Genomic DNA, 18,354 nt, shown 5'->3' with positions numbered 1-18,354 from the left:
GCCAATATCAGCTCGGTCTGAACAGGTGTGCATGCCCGGCGCGGTACAGCGAGGACTCCCTGAAGGTGTCGTCGGCAAGCACACGTCCGACCAGAATCAATGCCGTGCGGCGAAAGCCTTTGGCCTGCACTTTGTCTTGAATATCCGCCAGTGTGCCAACTGCCCAGTCCTGATCTGGCCAACTGGCACGGTGCACCACGGCAACCGGGCAATCGGCTCCGTAATGTGGAACGAGCTCGTCGACAATCCGCTGCAGGTTGTTCACCCCCAGATGAATCGCCATGGTTGCCCGGTGGCTGGCCAGACTGGCCAGCTCCTCGCCGCTGGGCATTGAGGTCTTGTCGGCATAGCGAGTCAGAATCACGCTTTGCGAAACATCCGGCAGGGTCAGCTCGACGCCCAGCAGCGCAGCGCAGGCAGCGGTCGCGGTGACGCCGGGAATGATTTCGAATGGAATATTCAGTTCCCGCAGATGGCGGATCTGCTCGCCGATGGCGCCATACAGGCTCGGGTCGCCGGAATGCACGCGAGCAACGTCCTGGCCTTGCGCATGCGCGGCCTTTATCAGTTCAATGATCTGCTCCAGATGCAGCTCGGCGCTGTTGGTCACCTGCACGGCCTGATGACCCTCCAGCACGGCAAGCGGCACCAGTGAGCCTGCATAGATAATGACTGGGCATGTGCGAATCAGGCGTTGCCCCTTGACGGTGATCAGCTCGGGATCACCAGGGCCGGCACCGATGAAATAGACAGTCAATGAATTCTCCGGAGTGGATGAGCGCGGGGAGATTATCCGCTGTGTGCAGGGCTGATTGCCAAGGCAAATGTGGCGTGGGCGCTTTTCTGCCGTTCGATCAGCAGGGTGGCGGTGCCGTCTCCCAGTTGCGCGGCCAGCGCCAGTGCCGAACCTTCGGCGACACCGTGACAGCCGGTGGTCTGGAAGACCTGCGCAGAACGATGGGTGAGGTGCAGCTCCCACGCGACCAGTTGCGCTGCGTTGAAGAACACCAGCGGCACTGCCAGTTGCCCGGCCAGTTCAAGCAGGCCCGGTTCCTGGTCTTTCAGATCAATACATGCCAGCGCAGTGACGCTGGCAATCTCCAGGTCGATTACGCGAAGGCTGTTCTCGATCAGCTCGCGCAACGTCGCTGCAGAGCAACCGCGGCGACAGCCCAGCCCGGCCACCAGTGACGAGCCGGGCTGAACGGTCGGTGAATCAGGCCTGATGCAGGTCGGCATCGTTTCTGCGGAACAGCCAGGCACTGATCAGCCCCATCGCGATCCAGAACAGCGCGTTGGTCAATAGCGAGGCAAGCATGAATTGCGATTCCAGAGCTTCGGGTGCCATGCTCTGATGGACCAGCGGCTGTGGTGCGCCGATCACGTGAGGAACGACCAGAATCGCCACGCCCAGCACTTTGAGCAGCCAGTTCTGACCAAATACCAGCAAGGCCAGCCCGGCGGCAGTCGATGCGGCCGTACCTATCCACCAGGCCTGACGCTGACTCAGTTCAGCGGCAGCGGTGCCTGGCAATTCAGGTGGCAGGCCAAGCGTGGGTGCCAGCACAAAAACCGCGAAACCGGCCAGCCCCCACCATACGCCTTGCACTGTGCGACCCGGCGCGCGCAGGGTGTAAAGCCCGGCAAGCATCAGGGCGAAGCCTACCGCGACCACCAGATTGCTGCCCGTGGTGGACAGCACACGTTGCCAGCCGTTTTCAGGTTCCCAGGCCGCTTGGTCATGCGCATGACTGTGCTCGGCAGCAGCGCCGTCGGCATGCTCATGGACCTGTTCGGCAGTTGCGTTCTCGTAGGTTTCGGCCTGCTGGATCAGTGGCACCACCCAGAAGCTTTGCAGCACGGTCAGCAGCAGGGCCGCAAGCAGGCCCGTGAACCCGGCAGTTTGTGCGATTCGCTTGAACATTGTGGAGTCCTTAATGGCAAGGAAAGGCAGCGCTGTGACGGGTATCGTGTGCGGCGTTGTGTACGGCCGCGATGTGCGAGAAACCGGCGAAGTACACCAGACAGGCACCCAGCAGCGCAGCGCTGATGGCGGCTGTCAGGCGTTGAGTGCGGGTGGAGCTGGTGGCGGCGGCGTGGCTGCTGCTGATGGTCGACATGGCGATCCCTCTTGATGATTGGCAAGCGGGCCACGCGCGAAGGAACCTGCCGGCAGACGCCAGAGGTTTCAACTGCGCCCGCCCACCGCGGGTTTGTCATTGCAACGATGTCGGGCCGGTCTCCGGGCTCGCGAGGGGCTCAAACGTCGTACGTTCAAGGCCTGCAAGGTCACCTTCCCATGCCGTGGCACAGTGGATCAGACCTTCTCTCGCTTACCGTTGCGGGGGCAGCACCGGACTTGCTCGACAGCGTGAGCGCACCGGTTTCCCGTTTCACCCTGTGAGGGGCACCCGAAACAAGGCGTACAGGAGAGCATGGGCGGCGGGGGATCGTCAATCTGAACGATTGACCTGTCTTCGGTCACTGCGTAGCCTTGCCGGTTCGAGGTTCTCCATGCGTAAAGCGTTACACATGGAGCTAAGACGGGAATGCGGTACACGCCGCAGCTGCCCCCGCAACTGTAAACGGTGAGGTTCATTGCACAGCCACTGCTGCGGCGGGAAGGCGCGATGAATGCGTGTCGGAGCGGTCTTCATTGCCTGCCCCATGCCGCCGTGAGCCAGGAGACCTGCCTCGAACCGGGCTGACCAAAAAGCCTGCGAATTCTCACTACAACCGGGCGGGGTGATCCGGTGGCGATCCGATCCGTGTGCCAGGCACGCGGTTCTCGTCCTGTTTGCCCGCCGCATTGCCAAAGGGCACCTGATGAAAACACTGGCCAAGCTTCCCGTCACCATCGTCACCGGCTTCCTCGGCTCGGGCAAAACCACCCTGTTGCGGCACATGCTCGACAACGCCGAAGGGCGGCGCATCGCGGTCATCGTCAATGAATTCGGTGAGCTGGGCATCGACGGAGAAATCCTCAAGCAGTGCACCATCGGTTGCACCGAAGAAGAGGCCAACGGCCGGGTATATGAGTTGGCCAACGGCTGCCTGTGCTGCACGGTGCAGGAAGAATTCTTCCCGGTCATGCGCGAGCTGGTCGCACGCCGAGGCGATCTGGACCACATCCTGATCGAAACCTCCGGGCTGGCATTGCCCAAGCCGCTGGTTCAGGCTTTTCAGTGGCCGGAAATTCGCAACGCCTGCACAGTCGATGCGGTGATCACTGTCGTCGACAGCCCGGCGGTACTGGCCGGTACGTTTGCTGCGTTCCCCGATCAGGTCGATGCGCAGCGCAAACTCGACCCGAATCTGGACCATGAATCGCCTCTGCACGAGCTGTTCGCTGATCAACTGGCCAGCGCCGATCTGGTGATCCTCAACAAGGCCGACATGATCGACGCCGAAGGTCTGGCAGCGGTGCGTGCCGAAGTTGCCGAAGAACTGCCGCCAGCCGTCAAGGTGATTGAAGCCAGCAGCGGTCGTCTGCCCATCAGCGTGCTGCTGGGTGTTGGCGCCGAGTCCGAGCTGCACATCGATGGTCGCAAGACCCATCATGATCATCACGACGATGACGATCATGATGACCACGATCACGATGCTTTCGATTCTATTTCCCTGAAATTGCCTCAGGCCGATGAAAAGGTGCTGCTAGACGCACTGAATCAACTGGTCGTGCAGCACGGCATTCTGCGCGTGAAAGGCTTCGCGGCCATTCCCGGCAAGCCGATGCGCCTGCTGATCCAGGGTGTGGGTACGCGTTTTGACAAGCACTTCGACCGCGCGTGGCGCGCCGACGAAGAGCGTGCCACGCATCTGGTGCTGATTGGTCAGGAGCTGGATGCCGTGGCCCTGCAAGCGCAGCTCAACGCTGCAGTTGTCGGCTGACCCCATGCATTTACTGAGAACCCAGCCCGGCGGTTTCGTACCCGACGACAGCATTGCCGATCTGGGCCAGACCCCGGCCGAGCTGGTGATTCTCTGTAGCGGAGACTCCAGCCTGGCGCTGCTGGCCGAAGCCGCCAGGCAGCTCCCTGACGACTACCCGAGCCTGCGTCTGGCCAACCCGATGCAGGTACAGAATCACGCTTCGGTCGACTTGTACGTCGATGAGGTGCTGCGCCACGCCAAAGTCATTCTGATTTCCCTGCACGGTGGCATCGGTTACTGGCGTTACGGCGTCGAGCGGCTGATGGAGCTGGCGGCACGCGGGGTTCAGGTCATTCTGGTGCCGGGTGATGACCGCCCTGATCCTGAACTGAGCGACCTGAGCACAGTGCCTGCCGCAGAACGCGACCGGCTATGGCAGTTTCTGCGTCAGGGCGGCTTGCAGAATGCGCTGGAAATGTATAGTTGCATGGCCAGTCGCTGGCTGGACCGGGACTATTCCTGGACCGAGCCCCAACCGTTGCCACGCACAGCCATTTACCACCCTCGATTGGCAAGTGCGCAGCTCACCGATTGGCAAGCCGACTGGGTTGCAGGGCAGCCCGTCGTGGCGCTGCTGTTCTATCGTTCGCACTTGCAGGCCGCCAATACCGGTTTTATCGACGAGTTCTGTGCGCGCTTGCAGGCGCAGGGCATCAACCCGTTGCCCATAGCCGTGGCCAGCCTGAAGGAGCCCGGCTGTTTCACTCAGGTGGAGGACTGGCTGGACGAGGCTGAAACCGAGCTGATCCTCAACACCACCGGCTTTGCCCAGTCGAGCCCGGAAGCGCCGCATCTGCGCCCGTTTCGGCGCAACGTGCCGGTCATTCAGGCGATCTGCGCGCAGGACAACGAACCTGCCTGGCAGGCCAGCGAGCAGGGCCTTGGTGCGCGCGATCTGGCGATGCACATTGCCTTGCCGGAGCTGGACGGGCGAATCATCAGTCGGCCAATCAGTTTCAAGGACCTGGCCTGGCGCAGCGAGCGCAGCCAGTCGGACGTGGTGTGTTACCGCGCCCAGCCGGACAGGATGGATTTTGTCGCGCAACTGGCGCGGCGCTGGATCGAACTGGCGCGGCTGCCCAACGCCGAGAAGCGCGTGGCGTTGATCCTGGCCAACTATCCGACCCGCGACGGGCGGATCGGCAATGGTGTGGGGCTCGACACGCCTGCTGCGGCGCTGAACATCCTGCGCGCCATGCAGGCCGAGGGTTATCCGCTGGCACAATTGCCGGACAGCGGCACCGAGCTTATCCAGCAACTGCTGGGTGGTGTGACCAATGATCTGGACAGCATTGACCTGCGGCCCTGCCAGCAAAGCATGGCACTGGAGGAATACCTGGCGGCGTTCAACGAGCTGCCGCAGGAAAACCGTGATGCCGTGAATGCCCGTTGGGGCGCGCCGGACGGCGATCCGATGTTTCGCAGTGGCAGGATGATGATTGCCGGTCTGCGCTTTGGCCTGACCTTTGTTGGCATTCAGCCTGCGCGTGGCTACCAGGTAGACCCCAGCGCGGTGTACCACGACCCGGATCTGGTTCCGCCCCACGGTTATCTGGCGTTTTACTTCTGGCTGCGCAAGGCGTACGGCGCGCATGCCGTGGTGCATGTCGGCAAGCACGGCAACCTTGAGTGGCTGCCGGGCAAGGGCGTCGGCCTTTCCCGAACCTGCTGGCCGGACGCTGTACTGGGTGCCATGCCGAACATCTATCCATTCATCGTCAACGATCCGGGCGAGGGCGCACAGGCCAAGCGACGCACCCAGGCGGTGATCATCGATCACTTGATGCCGCCCCTGACCCGTGCGGAAACCTATGGCCCACTGCGCAATCTGGAACTGCTCGCCGACGAGTTCTATGAGGCGCAACTGCTTGATCCGCGCCGCGCGCGCGAGTTGCAACGGGACATTCTTGAACTGGTCCGTGAAACCCATATCGACCGCGAGCTGGCCCTGAGCGAAAACCTCGACAGCGACGCCGATGCGGCGCTCTGGCTGCCGCGTCTGGACACTTACCTGTGTGATCTGAAGGAGTCACAGATCCGCGATGGCCTGCACATCTTCGGTCAGTCACCGCAAGGCCGCCTGCGCACCGACACCTTGCTGGCCCTGCTGCGCATCCCGCGTGGCGACGGGCGCGGCGCGCAGTCGAGTCTGTTACGAGCGTTGAGCAAAGCGTTCGGTCTGGATTTCGACCCGCTGGACTGCGAACTGGCCGAAACCTGGACCGGCGCGCGTCCCGCTGCATTGCTGGCGGTCAGCAGTGACCCGTGGCGCACTGCCGGTGATGCGCGTGAACGGCTTGAGCTTTACGCCGCTGCGCTCATCGAACGCGTGACACAGGGCGAAGCGCTGCACGACCTGCCGGTCGACGATGATCTGGCACTGATCCTCGACAGCCTGCGTGAAGTGGTCGCGCCGCGTCTGGACGCCTGCGGCCCCGGCGAAATGCAGGGCATGCTCGATGCACTGAGCGGCCGCTTCGTTCCGGCAGGCCCCAGCGGCGCGCCGAGTCGGGGGCGTCTGGATGTGCTGCCCACCGGTCGTAACTTTTTTACCGTGGATGTCCGCAACCTACCGACCACCACGGCGTGGCGTATCGGTTTCCAGTCTGCCAGCCTGTTGCTGGAAAGGCACCTTCAGGACCATGGCGACCATCTGCGTCAGTTGGGGCTGTCGGTCTGGGGCACTGCGACCATGCGCACCGGTGGTGACGATATCGCTCAGGCGATGGCGCTGATGGGCGTACGTCCGGTCTGGGCGACGGGCAGCCAGCGGGTCGATGATTTCGAGATTCTGCCGGTCAGCCTGCTGGACCGCCCGCGGGTAGACGTGACATTGCGGGTGTCGGGCTTTTTCCGTGATGCCTTCGCCAACCTTATCAAGCTGTTCGACGCTGCGGTGCAGGCAGTTGCTGCGCTGGACGAGCCGGACGACCTGAACCCGCTGGCGGCCAGGGTGCGAGAAGAACGACAAGGTTTTATCGCCGAAGGGTTGAGTGAAGACGAAGCGGCACGTCAGGCGGGCTGGCGGATCTTCGGCGCCAAGCCCGGTGCCTATGGTGCTGGCGTGCAGGGCGCGATCGACGGCCGTCTGTGGCAGAGCCGTGAGGACCTTGCCGAGGTTTACCTGAACTGGGGCGGTTACGCCTATGGCGCTGCCGATGAAGGTACGCCTGCGCGTCAGCGCTTTGCCCAGCGTCTGTCTCAGGTACAGGCCGTGCTGCAGAATCAGGACAATCGCGAACACGACCTGCTTGATTCAAACGATTATTACCAGTTTCAAGGCGGCATGCTCGCGGCTTCGGAAACCCTCAGCGGGCAGAAGACCGCCAGTTACCATGGCGATCACAGCCAGCCGGACCTGCCGAAAATCCGCACCCTGAAGGAAGAGCTGAACCGGGTGATACGCTCGCGCGCAGCGAATCCGAAATGGATCGACGGGGCCAGACGTCATGGGTACAAAGGTGCGTTCGAAATGGCCGCGACCGTGGATTTCCTGTTTGCCTTCGACGCGACCACCGAACTGATCGATGATCACCAGTACGCGCTGCTGGCCGACGCCTATCTGCTTGACCCGACCACTCGCGATTTTCTCGCCGAGCACAATCCCGATGCCTTGCGCGACATGACCGAGCGCATGCTCGAAGCCCAGCAGCGTGGCCTCTGGCAGGAGCCGGGCGAGTATCAGCAGGCGCTGGAAGACCTGCTCCTGGACATAGAAGAGAACTGATGACCTTGCCTGACCCGAACATCACCGAAACTCCACATTTTCCGCTGGCCGCTGTGGTCGGTGCCGATGACTTGAAGCTGGCGTTGTGCCTGACCGCCATCGACCCGCGCATCGGTGGCGTATTGATCGAAGGGCCTCGAGGCATGGCCAAATCGACGCTGGCCCGCGGGCTGGCCGATGTGCTGGCCAGCGGTCAGTTCGTCACCTTGCCGCTGGGTGCTACCGAAGAGCGTCTGGTCGGCACACTGGATCTGGACGCTGCGTTGAGCGAAGGCCGCTCGCGCTTCTCTCCGGGCGTGCTGGCCAAGGCCGACGGTGGCGTGCTGTATGTCGATGAGGTCAATCTGCTCGCCGACCATCTGGTCGACCTGTTGCTGGACGTTGCGGCCAGCGGCGTCAATCTGGTCGAGCGGGATGGTATTTCCCATCGCCATGCAGCGCGCTTCGTACTGATCGGCACCATGAACCCGGAAGAAGGCGAATTGCGCCCGCAGTTGCTGGATCGCTTTGGCCTGAATGTCGCATTGAGTGGCCAGACCCTGCCTGCCGAGCGCAGCCAGATCATCCGCCGCCGTCTGGATTTCGACAGCGATCCGGTAATGTTTTGCCAGCAATGGCAAGCGCAGCAGGACGCTTTGAAGCATCGTTGTGAGCAGGCGCGTCAACTGCTTGCCGGTATCGAGCTGGATGACCAGTCATTGGCAATGATCACCGAGCGCTGCTTTGCTGCGGGGGTCGACGGTATGCGTGCCGATCTGGTCTGGCTGCGCGCCGCGCGCGCCCATGCGGCATGGCGTGGTGCCGACCGGATCGAAGAACATGACATCGAAGCGGTCGCCGAGTTTGCCTTGCGTCATCGGCGGCGCGAGCCTGCCCCGCCGCCACAAAACCCGGAAGCGCCGCCGCCCGGATCGTCCGGCAAGCAGGCCGACCCTGAAAGCGGGCAGGGCAGCTGGGGCGAGTTGCCCGCCCAGGCCGTCACTACCGGCGCACGCCGCGAAGTGCCGAGCTGGCCAAAAAAGCCTTAGGCATCCGCCCTCGTATCGCACAGGGGGCGGATGCCGTTCCCCGTCCTGGTCGACTGGCCGCTGGCAGACAAGGGGCTATGCGTGCCGGTGCTGATGGCTCGGTGCAATGGTTGCCCACGCTGTTGCGCGGTCAGCCGAAAAGCCGCAAGGACCTGATTCGCCAGCCGCGCAGCAGCCGTCCCAGTGAGTTATTGCTGGTGATTGTCGATGCTTCAGCTTCTACGCGACGCCATCAGGCGTTGAGTCAGGCCAAGGGGCTGTTGTCGCAATTGTTCGACGATGCGTATAGACGCCGCGCGCGTCTTGCCTTACTGACCGCCAGCGGTAATACGCCACGCTGGCAACATCAGGGCCTGAAAGCGTCATCGGCATTGAGTCCATGGCTGGATGCACTGGGAGCGGGCGGCGGCACGCCACTGTCAGCGGCGCTCCAGCAGGCCAGTGAATGGCTGGCGCAGCGGCAAAAACGATATCCGGCCGAGCAGCAGCGGGTTCTGGTGCTGACCGATGGCAGGATCAAGCAGTTACCCGTCCTGCCTGCGTTCAACTGTGCGAGTGTGTTGATCGATATCGAGAAAGGCCCGATCCGCCTGGGCAGGGCGCGGGAACTGGCGTCCAGCCTGGGGGCTGATTATCAGCACATCGATGAGCTGAAACCGGTTTGAGCCATCTGGTCTGGCAGTTCTGCAACTGCGTGCCAATGCGCTGAAGCATTGGCACGGCAGTCAGTTGCAGTGCACGAGCAACGCCCAACCCTGCATCAGGCTGGCATGGTCCAAGGCTCAAGGTCATAGCCTTCGTTGCTGATTTCAGCACGGGCCTGTTCCAGAGCGCTGGCCAGTTGCCGCTTGTCTGAATAGGTGCTGCTCGGGATCTGCTTGCGACCGATACGGTTGCTGGTGCGGTCGATCACCGTCAGGCTCAGTTCGCCGTTACCGTCCTGTGGTGCCCAGGCAACACACTGGAAGGGTTCAAAAGCGTGTCCAGCGATCAGAAGTGCATCGTTGAAGCGCAGTGGGGCGTTCATGTTTTTTTCCTCAAGTGCCCATATCAATTCAGTCACGGCGGCGGGCTGACCGTCCGGCTGGTTACTTGTGTTGATGAACGACAAGGGGGCATGAGTCACACCCTTCAAAGAAAAATATGCGATTTTTTTTCAACGCTCGCCCGCGTGACCTTGCAAATGAACATCCTTCAGCGGCTAAGGGCGTTAGTGACAGAGGGTTATGAGCGTTAGACCCAAACGGTACAACGCTGCGTCAAAAATTTGCTAGGGTGATAGTTGGGCTCGCCAACATGCTGTTTATGAAAAGCTTTTAAAAATCCCACTCCACGTCGGGCGCCAAGGAAACTTCATGCATGGATCGGCCCCAACGCGACGTCTGTTGATCATCGACGGCGGTGACGACTGTCATCTTCTGATTCCTGCTTTGAGTGATGCCGGATGGACGGTGCAGGAAAGCACCTCAGGTTCTACCTTCAATGCCGATCATGACGTGGGCCTGATTCGCCTGACGCCCGGTCATTTCGAACAACTGCCCAGGCTTCAGGAGCTTGTCGCCCACAGCAACATGCGTTGGGTTGCAGTGCTGTCAGCCAACGATCTGCAATGCGAAAAAGTCGGCGATTTCGTTTGCCAGTGGTTTTTCGATTTTCACACCCTTCCTTTCGATGCAGCGCGGTTGCATGGCGCGCTGGACAGAGCGTTAGCGGCAGGTCGTCCCGAAGTGCAAGGTGGGCTGGTGCTTTCCGAGGCCGAGCCCGAGCTGCTGGGCGACAGTCGGCCCATTCGTGAGCTACGCAAGCTGCTGAGCCGGCTGGCACCTATCGATTCACCTGTATTGATTCGGGGCGAGCGAGGTACGGGCAAAGAGCTGATCGCACGCAGCCTGCATGTACAGTCTCAGCGACGCGGCAAGCCCTTTGTTGTCGTGGATTGCGCTGCGTTCAGCGGGCATTCGATCCAGACCGAGCTGTTTGGCCATGAAAGCGCTGCGTTTGACGGTGCTCAGGCGCACAGGGTCGGGCTGCTTGAAGCTGCTGACGGCGGCACGCTGCTGCTTGACGAGGTTGGCGATCTGCCGCTGGAAACCCAGATGTCGCTGTTGCGCTTTCTGGAAGACCGGCAAATCGAGCGCCTGGGCGGCGGTGAGTCAATTGCAGTGGATGTGCGGGTGCTGGCCGCGACCCGTGAGGATCTTGAAACGGCTGTGCGGAAAAAGCGCTTTCGTGAAGACCTGTATTACCAGCTCAATGTGCTGCAGGTCGGGGTGGCGCCGTTGCGTGAGCGTCATGGCGATCTGGCGTTGCTGGCCAATCATTTCGCCCATTTTTACAGTCAGGACAGCGGCAGGCGAGCACGCAGTTTCAGCCAGGATGCTCTGGTGGCGCTGGGCAAGCACGACTGGCCGGGTAATGTGCGGGAGCTGGCCGGTCGGGTACGGCGCGGGCTGCTGCTGGCCGAAGGCAGGCAGATAGAAGCGGCAAACCTGGGCTTGCTGGGCGAAGAAGACAGTGCTGGCAGTATGGGCACGCTGGAGGAATATAAATCGCGTGCCGAGCGTCAGGCATTGTGCGATGTATTGACCCGCCACAGTGACAATCTGAGTGTGGCGGCCAGAGTCCTGGGCATATCGCGACCGACCTTCTATCGGCTGTTACACAAACATCAGATCCGCTGAGCCCCCAGCAGTTGCGAGACAGCCGCCATCGCCTGTTCGCGGCGCTGCGGCCAGTCACCGCCCAGCACTTTATAGGCCTGCCGATGGTGGTCCAGCCATTCCCGGCTGCTGTCGAAGAAGGCCTGGCGTTCGCATAACTGCGGCTGGCAGCGTTGCCCGTCGCTGATCCAGTCCACGCCCTCGGGTGATAGCAGCAGGTGCAGGTCGTAGGAGCGGCTCAGCAGTTGCTGTTCGATCCACGCCGGACAGTCGCCGAACAGGGTGCGGCTCCAGAGCACATTGCTCAGCAAGTGTGTGTCGAGTATCAGCAAGTGCGGCTCGCTGGCGCGACCGGCATCCTCCCAGTTCAGCTGGCCGCGAGCAATGGCCGGTATATCGGCGTAGTCGGTATCGCGCCCCTGTTGATCGATGAAATGACGTACATATTCGCCGACCAGTACGCCGCCGAACCGATTTTGTATTTCGGCCGACAGCCAGCTCTTGCCGCTGGACTCGGGGCCGGTCAGGACCAGGACTTTCATCGCGCCAGCGCCAGATCGTTACGCCACTCGCGCCAGCCCTGCACGGCCAGCAGGGTAAACAGCGCATAGAGTGCAGCGGTCAGGTACAGCTCTTTGTAGATGAACAGGCCGACAAAAATCACATCCAGCACAATCCACAGCGGCCAGCACTGAACGCGCTTGTGTGCCATCCACACTTGTGCGACCAGGCTGAAACCCGTCAGTGCTGCGTCGAGCCAGGGCTGTGCGGCGTCGGTGAAATGCGCCATGCCAGCGCCCAGCGCAAGGCTGATGACTGCGCCTACAGCCAGCCCTTTAAGCACTGAATGGCTCGGCATCACAGTGACAGCCTTGACCGGCAGGCCGTCGCCATGGCGAGTCCACTGCAGCCAGCCGTAGATTTGCAAGCCTGCATAGATGACCTGCAGCAGCATGTCTGAATACAGCTTCACGTCGAAGAATATCCAGATGTAGATCACCACCATCACCAGCCCGATTGGCCAGCACCAGGGATTCTGCTTCACTGTCAGCCAGACCGCGATAACGCCGATGGCGGCAGCGAAGAGTTCAAGCCCGGACATGGCGGCTCCTTGGTGAGGGTTGTGAGGGTCGGGGGCGGCGATTGTATGCGCTTCTGCGCGCGGCGTGGAGCTTGTGTTGCGTCAGGCTGCACGTCAGCAGGCTTTGTGCGTGGAGGTCTGCTAGCATTCGGCGCCTTGCATTTGCGCGACTTTCTTCAAGCTTCGTTCAGGCATGCGACGGCATAGTGGCAAGCATTTTTTATACGACAACATTAAACAGCGAGCCTGCGGCATCGCTTCATGGGGGAATGATGGATCTTTGGACCGCTGCTCAGGCGTTGATATTGGGTGTTGTAGAGGGGTTGACGGAGTTCTTGCCGATCTCCAGTACAGGGCATCAGATCATCGTCGCCGATCTGATCGATTTTGGCGGCGAGCGCGCCATGGCCTTCAATATCATCATCCAGCTGGGTGCGATTCTGGCGGTGGTCTGGGAGTTTCGGCGCAAGATTCTCGACGTTGTCACAGGCTTGCCCAAGCAACAGCAAGCGCAGCGTTTCACCCTTAACCTGCTGATCGCCTTCATGCCTGCCGTGGTACTGGGTGTGATCTTTGCCGACATGATCCACCATTACCTGTTCAATGCCATCACTGTGGCAACGGCGCTGGTCGTGGGCGGTGTGATCATGCTCTGGGCCGAGCGCCGCGAGCACACCGTGCTTACCGAAACCGTCGATGACATGACCTGGAGCGATGCGCTGAAAGTCGGGCTGGTGCAGTGTCTGGCGATGATCCCCGGCACATCGCGCTCTGGCTCGACCATTATTGGCGGGCTGCTGTTCGGTCTGTCACGCAAGGCAGCGACCGAATTCTCGTTCTTCCTGGCCATGCCGACCATGGTCGGTGCAGCCGTGTACTCGGGCTACAAATACCGGGACATGTTTCGCCCGGACGACTTCGCGGTGTTTGCCATCGGTTTCATTACCTCGTTCATCTTCGCGATGATTGCTGTTCGCGCGCTGCTCAAGTTCATCGCTACTCATAGCTATGCAGTGTTCGCCTGGTATCGCATCGCCTTCGGCCTGCTGATTCTGGCGACCTGGCAGTTTGGCTGGATCGACTGGGCATCGGCCAAGGCATGACACGCGACCGCGAAACGCAGCGGCCAGCTGGCCGGGGCAGGGCACCGGTCCGGCAGTTGCGCCTGAAGGTGCTGGCGTTCCTGCTGCTGTGTGCGCTACCGGTTTACGGCTCTGCGTCGCTGGGGTTCAGGCAGGTCACGTTGATCCCGGCGCTCGCCTTGATAGTCATGAGCCTGCTGGCGTTTGTGCTCTATCGGCATGACAAGCGACAGGCCGGAAACGGCGGTCAGCGCACGCCGGAGAATGTCCTGCATGCCACCGAACTGCTCGGTGGCTGGCCCGGAGCATTGCTGGCGCAGCAGGTGTTTCGGCACAAGACCCGCAAGGTGCCTTTTCAGGTCGTGTTCTGGCTGATCGTGCTGGCGCATCAGGCGCTGTGGCTTGACTGGCTGTTTCTGGGCAAGCGGCTTTTGCAGCTGTCGCCTTTATAGTTTCAAGCCGATCTGCTGTCGTTTCGGTAGCCTGCCGACCACCAGTTGGTGGGAGCGCGTCAGCAGATCGCGCACTTCATCGTCACTCAGTGTGTGTAGGTCTGCCACGCTTATCCAGTGCGCGCGGGCCAGATAAGGCGCAGGCCTTATGCCGGGCCGATCCACGTAACCCAGAAACAATTCCGGATGGACCTTGAACGAAAGGTCCTGGCCGACCAGGTCCATGACCGCAAACATCTTTTTTTCGGCAACGGAAAACACACGCACACCGCCCCATTTGTAATCCTCTCGGGCGCCCGGCAAGTCCAGGCAGAACCGGGCGATGTCTTCTTTGTAACGCTTGTTCACGGAATGCTCCTTCAATGAGGCGTCGAGCGGTAAGCTGTTCGATAGCCGCACGGATATTCGATCAGCGGATTGTATGCTGCTGCGACACTCATTAGTGTGCAGGTTTGTCCTTCTCCGGAGTCTCGAATGTCTGCCGTGCAACTCGCCGATGGTGAACTGAACTACCTGCTCGAAGGCCCGGCCGGTGCGCCGGTGCTGGTGTTGTCCAACTCGCTGGGCACTGATCTGCATATGTGGGACAACCAGATTCCCGCGTTCATTCGTCATTTTCAGGTGTTGCGCTACGACACGCGCGGGCATGGCAAATCGCTGGTCAGCGAGGGCAGTTACAGCATCGAGCAGAATGGTCGCGACGTATTGGCGTTGCTGGATGCGCTGCACATAGACACGGCTTTTTTCTGTGGCTTGTCCATGGGCGGCCTGATCGGTCAGTGGCTCGCCATCAATGCGCCGCAGCGCCTGCGCAAGGTTGTGCTGTGCAACACGGCAGCCAGAATCGGCAACCCCGATATCTGGAACCCTCGCATTGAAACCGTTCTGCGTGACGGGCAGTCAGCCATGATTGCGTTGCGTGATGCTTCTGTCGCGCGCTGGTTTACGCCTTCATTTGCGCACGCCGAGCCTGCTGTGGTCGACACGGTTGTCGGTATGCTGGCCCGCACATCGCCACAGGGGTACGCCGCTAACTGCGCTGCCGTGCGTGATGCCGATTTCCGTGAGCACATTGCCTCCATCCAGCTGCCGGTATTGGTCGTCTGCGGCACTGAAGATGCGGTAACCACTCCAGCGGATGGGCGTTTTATGGTCGAGCGCATTAAAGGTTCGCAGATGATCGAATTGCACGCGGCTCATTTGTCCAGTGTCGAGGCCGGGGAGTCATTCACGGTGCCAGTGCTGGCATTTCTGACAGCCGAGTGAGCTGGCGGGATCTGAAACCCGGTATTGAGAGGCTTGCCAGGGCGCTGCATACTCGCGGCTCTGAAAGCGAGGTGGCCGGGTGTTTGATCTCAATGATCTGTTTTATTTCGTCCAGGTGGTCGAATGCCTCGGCTTTGCGCCCGCAAGCCGTAAACTGGGAATCCCCAAGTCCAAGCTCAGCCGTCGTATTGCCGGGCTGGAAGAGCGCCTGGGTGTACGGCTGATTCACCGCTCGACGCGTACGTTCGCGGTGACCGAGAGCGGCCGCGATTACTACGCTCACTGCGTGGCAATGCTGGTCGAAGCCGAGGCTGCCGAAGAGGCTATTCTGCGTTCCAAATCCGAGCCGCAGGGCAGGGTGGCGATCAGCTGTCCTCCGGCACTGGCGGCGATGGGCTTCAACGAGACCATTGCCCGGTTCGCGGCCGATCATCCGAAGGTTCAGGTGCAGGTCGAAAGTACCAACCGCCGTGTCGACCCGCTGACGGAGAACATCGATATTGCGTTGCGTGTGCGCTTCCCGCCGCTGGAAGACGACGGGCTGGTGGTCAAGCTGCTCGGGCACAGCGCTCAACGTCTGGTCGCACGCCCTGATCTGGCTGCCAGGCTGTCCGCAACACCTACACTTGAGGCGCTATCGACACTGCCCAGCCTCGACACGCCGTCTTCCAACCATGAGCATCGCTGGCTGCTGGAAACGACTCCCGGCAACTATGCTGAAATTCGCCACACGCCGAGGCTGATCAGCTCGGATCTGGACATGATGCTGCAGGCCGCCCTGCAGGGCGTTGGGGTGGCGCAATTGCCTGAATTGATTGTCCGCGAAGCCTTGCAGGACGGACGTCTGGTCGAACTGTTCAGTCAGCATCGGCCAAAGTGCGGCATCGTGCACGCCGTGTTTGCTTCGCGCCGTGGGCTGCTTCCCGCGGTCAGAGGGCTGCTGGATGTGTTTGAGACATCCTTTAAAGAGCTGAGCCTCAGCCCCGACTCGCTTTATTGTTCTCTTCATAGAACGAACAGTCGCATTCAAGACCACTAATCATCTATTGCGATCAAGGATAGGATGCTCGCCACTTGATCGCTAAGTGGCGATTTTCTTTAAGGAGCTACGTTATGAATTTATTGCACCTCGATTCCAGCATCCTCGGCGATCATTCCGCTTCGCGTCAGTTGACCCATGAGGTCGTTCAGGCCTATCAGCGCTCGCATGCCGACAGCCAGGTAACCTACCGCGACCTCGCCAGCGAAGCCCTCGGGCATTTCTCTGCTGCCAGTCTTGCCGCAGCGGGTACCCCTGTAGAAGCCCGCGATGCGGCCCAGCAACAGGAAGTCGACACTAACGAAGCCACCTTGCAGCAGTTTCTCGCCGCCGACGTGCTGGTGATCGGTGCGCCGATGTACAACTTCACTATCCCGTCCCAGCTAAAAGCCTGGTTTGACCGGATCATGGTTGCCGGCCGCACTTTCCGCTATTCCGAAGCCGGCCCTGAAGGCCTGTGTGGCGGCAAGAAGGTTATTATCGTTTCCACTTCCGGTGGCCTGCACGTCGGGCAGCCAACCGGCGTTGGCCATGAAGAGCTGCTCAAGGCGCTATTCGCTTTTGTCGGCATCACTGACCTGCAATTTGTTCGTGCGCACGGCCTGGCCTATGGTGAAGAACCGCGTGCCAACGCCATGACGGCCGCGCAGCAACATATCGAGAGCGAGCTGTTCGCCGCCTGATCGGTAACGGTCTGCACAAAACTCCACAACCCGCGCAGCAGTGTGCGCCGGGCTGTGGAGTTTTTTTGTGCGCGCACAACTGCATGCAGTTTTGAGCGTACTCAACCTTGACAGCTTCCTTACAGGTAAGCGGGCTATTCAAGGACTAAACTGCATCTTCGCGGCACTGTGTTTGCGGTTTTGTGGTGCTTTTCACGATTGCTGAAAAAAGCGGGCGGTTTATGGCCCGGCTTGTGCACTATTTCTGTTTTACACACTCTCATCTGAGTGAGAACGGCGCGCTGGAGCACGATGCTCGACACAAGCGCTGAATGGACTATCCGGGCGAGCCTCCGGATTTGCAAAGGTTGGGCCTTTCGATGGTACGTCTTTGTGCAGTGATGCTGGTTTGCTTGCTCGACAGCCTGATTGCGGTTCACGCTCAGGCTGATGACGTCTGGAGCGCGGGCTATCACGAGCTGAGTTTCCCCGACCCGCTGGATTCACAGCCGGTGCAGGCCATCGCGTTTTACCCGTCGACCGCCAGTGAGCAGTGGAGCACCCTGCACGGCTATCGCGTCGAGGCCGGCGAAGATGCGCCGATTGCAATGGGCCGGTTCCCGTTGCTGCTGCTGTCCCATGGCAATACCGGTACACCGCTGGCGTTGCATGACCTGGCCACATCATTGGCGCGCCAAGGGTTTGTGGTGGTTGCTGTGGTTCATCCTGGCGACAATGATCGTGATCACAGTCGGCTGGGCAGCCTGAGTAACCTGTATGGTCGCCCGCTGCAGATTTCCGAAGCGATCAGCACGGCCTTGCTTGATCCCATGCTGGCCCCTTATCTCAATGCTCGTCAGGTGGGCGTGATCGGCTATTCGGCCGGTGGCGAAACTGCGCTTATTCTTGCGGGCGCGCAGCCTGATCTACAGCGCCTGCGCCAGTATTGCCTCGAACGTCCCACAGACCGTGACGCCTGCAAGACTCAAGGGGAGCTGGTCGCCGATCGCGATGACCTGCATGCCCAGGCTGACCCCAGGGTCGGTGCGCTGATGCTGATGGCCCCGTTGAGCCTGATGTTCGGCCGTCACACGCTTGGCGACGTGCATGTGCCGGTGCTGATGTATGCCGGGGATGACGACCAGTTGCTGGCCATCGACCGCAATGCCGAAGCGCTGGCGCGCAAACTGCCGCAGGCCCCGGACTATAAATTGTTGGCGGGGGCAGGGCACTTTGTCTTTATGGCACCGTGCAGTGACGAACAGCGCTCGAACGCACCGTTACTGTGCAACGACCCTGACGGAGTGGACCGCGAAGACATTCACCGCAACCTGAGCGCAGAAGCTGTGCGCTTCTTCAGCACGGCGCTCAATTCTGCCGACCCTGACCATTCAGGTATGCAGACAGCGCATCACGAATAAGCG

General features: G+C 60.9%; 19 protein-coding genes and 2 riboswitches. Of the genes, 11 read left to right on the top strand and 8 right to left on the bottom strand.

What is annotated here, in order from left to right:
• Positions 1-7: 7 nt before the first annotated feature.
• Genes cobM through RYC17_RS01630 form a run of 4 tightly spaced genes read right to left on the bottom strand, consistent with a single transcriptional unit; the run spans position 8 to position 2,120 of the window.
• Positions 8-757 (bottom strand): precorrin-4 C(11)-methyltransferase, encoded by a 750-nt coding sequence (gene cobM / locus RYC17_RS01645; protein WP_219169249.1) that lies wholly within the window; start codon positions 755-757, stop codon positions 8-10.
• 32 nt (positions 758-789) lie between these two features.
• Positions 790-1,239: a cobalamin biosynthesis protein gene (locus RYC17_RS01640; protein WP_058402258.1), complete on the bottom strand. Its 450-nt coding sequence runs from the start codon at positions 1,237-1,239 to the stop codon at positions 790-792.
• On the bottom strand, positions 1,217-1,924 hold the full coding sequence (locus RYC17_RS01635; RefSeq protein WP_316902342.1) for a CbtA family protein: 708 nt from the start codon (positions 1,922-1,924) through the stop codon (positions 1,217-1,219). The genes RYC17_RS01640 and RYC17_RS01635 overlap by 23 nt, the downstream gene beginning before the upstream one ends.
• A gap of 10 nt (positions 1,925-1,934) precedes the next feature.
• Complete coding sequence (locus tag RYC17_RS01630) at positions 1,935-2,120, bottom strand: CbtB domain-containing protein (protein ID WP_122260047.1); 186 nt, start codon at positions 2,118-2,120, stop codon at positions 1,935-1,937.
• Positions 2,121-2,215: 95 nt separating this feature from the next.
• Positions 2,216-2,430, bottom strand: a riboswitch (cobalamin riboswitch).
• Positions 2,431-2,488: 58 nt separating this feature from the next.
• Positions 2,489-2,712: riboswitch (cobalamin riboswitch) on the top strand.
• A 114-nt stretch (positions 2,713-2,826) separates the two neighbouring features.
• Between RYC17_RS01630 and cobW the strand changes: the two genes are divergently transcribed.
• The 4 genes from cobW to RYC17_RS01610 all read left to right on the top strand — a co-directional run bounded on the left by cobW (position 2,827) and on the right by RYC17_RS01610 (position 9,353).
• On the top strand, positions 2,827-3,891 hold the full coding sequence (cobW, locus tag RYC17_RS01625; RefSeq protein ID WP_122260060.1) for a cobalamin biosynthesis protein CobW: 1,065 nt from the start codon (positions 2,827-2,829) through the stop codon (positions 3,889-3,891).
• A 4-nt stretch (positions 3,892-3,895) separates the two neighbouring features.
• Positions 3,896-7,660: a cobaltochelatase subunit CobN gene (gene cobN / locus RYC17_RS01620; protein WP_316902341.1), complete on the top strand. Its 3,765-nt coding sequence runs from the start codon at positions 3,896-3,898 to the stop codon at positions 7,658-7,660.
• Positions 7,660-8,688, top strand: a complete 1,029-nt coding sequence (locus tag RYC17_RS01615) for an ATP-binding protein (protein WP_316902339.1) — start codon at positions 7,660-7,662, stop codon at positions 8,686-8,688. Before cobN ends, RYC17_RS01615 begins: the two co-directional genes overlap by 1 nt.
• A gap of 77 nt (positions 8,689-8,765) precedes the next feature.
• Positions 8,766-9,353 (top strand): vWA domain-containing protein, encoded by a 588-nt coding sequence (locus RYC17_RS01610; protein WP_058402262.1) that lies wholly within the window; start codon positions 8,766-8,768, stop codon positions 9,351-9,353.
• A gap of 95 nt (positions 9,354-9,448) precedes the next feature.
• On the opposite strand, the gene RYC17_RS01605 is transcribed toward RYC17_RS01610, so the two are convergent.
• Positions 9,449-9,715 (bottom strand): hypothetical protein, encoded by a 267-nt coding sequence (locus RYC17_RS01605; RefSeq protein WP_003315350.1) that lies wholly within the window; start codon positions 9,713-9,715, stop codon positions 9,449-9,451.
• 328 nt (positions 9,716-10,043) lie between these two features.
• On the opposite strand from RYC17_RS01605, the gene RYC17_RS01600 reads away from it, so the two are divergent.
• Positions 10,044-11,369 carry a sigma-54 dependent transcriptional regulator gene (locus tag RYC17_RS01600; RefSeq protein ID WP_316902338.1) on the top strand — a complete coding sequence of 442 codons (1,326 nt, stop codon included), beginning with the start codon at positions 10,044-10,046 and terminating at the stop codon, positions 11,367-11,369.
• On the opposite strand, the gene RYC17_RS01595 is transcribed toward RYC17_RS01600, so the two are convergent.
• Complete coding sequence (locus RYC17_RS01595) at positions 11,357-11,890, bottom strand: AAA family ATPase (protein WP_316902336.1); 534 nt, start codon at positions 11,888-11,890, stop codon at positions 11,357-11,359. The genes RYC17_RS01600 and RYC17_RS01595 overlap by 13 nt on opposite strands.
• Positions 11,887-12,450 carry a nicotinamide riboside transporter PnuC gene (gene pnuC, locus RYC17_RS01590; protein WP_058402265.1) on the bottom strand — a complete coding sequence of 188 codons (564 nt, stop codon included), beginning with the start codon at positions 12,448-12,450 and terminating at the stop codon, positions 11,887-11,889. The genes RYC17_RS01595 and pnuC overlap by 4 nt, the downstream gene beginning before the upstream one ends.
• Before the next feature lie 251 nt (positions 12,451-12,701).
• On the opposite strand from pnuC, the gene RYC17_RS01585 reads away from it, so the two are divergent.
• The gene (locus RYC17_RS01585; RefSeq protein WP_230016342.1) at positions 12,702-13,532 is read left to right on the top strand and encodes an undecaprenyl-diphosphate phosphatase; all 831 of its coding nucleotides are present in this window, start codon (positions 12,702-12,704) and stop codon (positions 13,530-13,532) included.
• A complete protein-coding gene (locus RYC17_RS01580) occupies positions 13,529-13,963 on the top strand; it encodes a DUF1294 domain-containing protein (RefSeq protein ID WP_058408162.1) in 435 nt (144 codons plus the stop codon). Before RYC17_RS01585 ends, RYC17_RS01580 begins: the two co-directional genes overlap by 4 nt.
• On the opposite strand, the gene RYC17_RS01575 is transcribed toward RYC17_RS01580, so the two are convergent.
• Positions 13,958-14,311 (bottom strand): MmcQ/YjbR family DNA-binding protein, encoded by a 354-nt coding sequence (locus RYC17_RS01575; protein WP_230016341.1) that lies wholly within the window; start codon positions 14,309-14,311, stop codon positions 13,958-13,960. The genes RYC17_RS01580 and RYC17_RS01575 overlap by 6 nt on opposite strands.
• Before the next feature lie 126 nt (positions 14,312-14,437).
• On the opposite strand from RYC17_RS01575, the gene pcaD reads away from it, so the two are divergent.
• From pcaD to RYC17_RS01555, 4 genes are all read left to right on the top strand, one after another.
• The gene (gene pcaD, locus RYC17_RS01570; protein WP_058408160.1) at positions 14,438-15,229 is read left to right on the top strand and encodes a 3-oxoadipate enol-lactonase; all 792 of its coding nucleotides are present in this window, start codon (positions 14,438-14,440) and stop codon (positions 15,227-15,229) included.
• 79 nt (positions 15,230-15,308) lie between these two features.
• Positions 15,309-16,268, top strand: a complete 960-nt coding sequence (locus RYC17_RS01565; RefSeq protein WP_058408159.1) for a LysR substrate-binding domain-containing protein — start codon at positions 15,309-15,311, stop codon at positions 16,266-16,268.
• A gap of 74 nt (positions 16,269-16,342) precedes the next feature.
• Positions 16,343-16,951, top strand: a complete 609-nt coding sequence (locus RYC17_RS01560; RefSeq protein WP_058408158.1) for an FMN-dependent NADH-azoreductase — start codon at positions 16,343-16,345, stop codon at positions 16,949-16,951.
• A gap of 359 nt (positions 16,952-17,310) precedes the next feature.
• Positions 17,311-18,351, top strand: coding sequence for an alpha/beta hydrolase family protein (locus RYC17_RS01555; RefSeq protein ID WP_058408215.1), 1,041 nt, complete (start codon positions 17,311-17,313; stop codon positions 18,349-18,351).
• Positions 18,352-18,354 lie beyond the last annotated feature (3 nt).

It is taken from the genome of Pseudomonas syringae group sp. J248-6, assembly GCF_032586995.1.
GTDB classification, from domain to species: Bacteria; Pseudomonadota; Gammaproteobacteria; order Pseudomonadales; family Pseudomonadaceae; genus Aquipseudomonas; species Aquipseudomonas amygdali.
This window is presented reverse-complemented; position numbering and strand designations above follow the sequence as displayed.

Excerpts from the sequence above, each read along its gene's own strand:
- RYC17_RS01600 (WP_316902338.1), top strand. The coding sequence starts at position 10,044 with ATGCATGGATCGGCCCCAACGCGACGTCTGTTGATCATCGACGGCGGT.
- RYC17_RS01635 (WP_316902342.1), bottom strand. The coding sequence starts at position 1,924 with ATGTTCAAGCGAATCGCACAAACTGCCGGGTTCACGGGCCTGCTTGCG.
- RYC17_RS01605 (WP_003315350.1), bottom strand. The coding sequence starts at position 9,715 with ATGAACGCCCCACTGCGCTTCAACGATGCACTTCTGATCGCTGGACAC.
- RYC17_RS01555 (WP_058408215.1), top strand. The coding sequence starts at position 17,311 with ATGGTACGTCTTTGTGCAGTGATGCTGGTTTGCTTGCTCGACAGCCTG.
- cobN (WP_316902341.1), top strand. The coding sequence starts at position 3,896 with ATGCATTTACTGAGAACCCAGCCCGGCGGTTTCGTACCCGACGACAGC.
- RYC17_RS01610 (WP_058402262.1), top strand. The coding sequence starts at position 8,766 with ATGCGTGCCGGTGCTGATGGCTCGGTGCAATGGTTGCCCACGCTGTTG.
- RYC17_RS01595 (WP_316902336.1), bottom strand. The coding sequence starts at position 11,890 with ATGAAAGTCCTGGTCCTGACCGGCCCCGAGTCCAGCGGCAAGAGCTGG.
- RYC17_RS01615 (WP_316902339.1), top strand. The coding sequence starts at position 7,660 with ATGACCTTGCCTGACCCGAACATCACCGAAACTCCACATTTTCCGCTG.
- cobW (WP_122260060.1), top strand. The coding sequence starts at position 2,827 with ATGAAAACACTGGCCAAGCTTCCCGTCACCATCGTCACCGGCTTCCTC.
- pcaD (WP_058408160.1), top strand. The coding sequence starts at position 14,438 with ATGTCTGCCGTGCAACTCGCCGATGGTGAACTGAACTACCTGCTCGAA.
- RYC17_RS01585 (WP_230016342.1), top strand. The coding sequence starts at position 12,702 with ATGGATCTTTGGACCGCTGCTCAGGCGTTGATATTGGGTGTTGTAGAG.
- RYC17_RS01580 (WP_058408162.1), top strand. The coding sequence starts at position 13,529 with ATGACACGCGACCGCGAAACGCAGCGGCCAGCTGGCCGGGGCAGGGCA.
- pnuC (WP_058402265.1), bottom strand. The coding sequence starts at position 12,450 with ATGTCCGGGCTTGAACTCTTCGCTGCCGCCATCGGCGTTATCGCGGTC.
- RYC17_RS01560 (WP_058408158.1), top strand. The coding sequence starts at position 16,343 with ATGAATTTATTGCACCTCGATTCCAGCATCCTCGGCGATCATTCCGCT.
- RYC17_RS01630 (WP_122260047.1), bottom strand. The coding sequence starts at position 2,120 with ATGTCGACCATCAGCAGCAGCCACGCCGCCGCCACCAGCTCCACCCGC.
- RYC17_RS01640 (WP_058402258.1), bottom strand. The coding sequence starts at position 1,239 with ATGCCGACCTGCATCAGGCCTGATTCACCGACCGTTCAGCCCGGCTCG.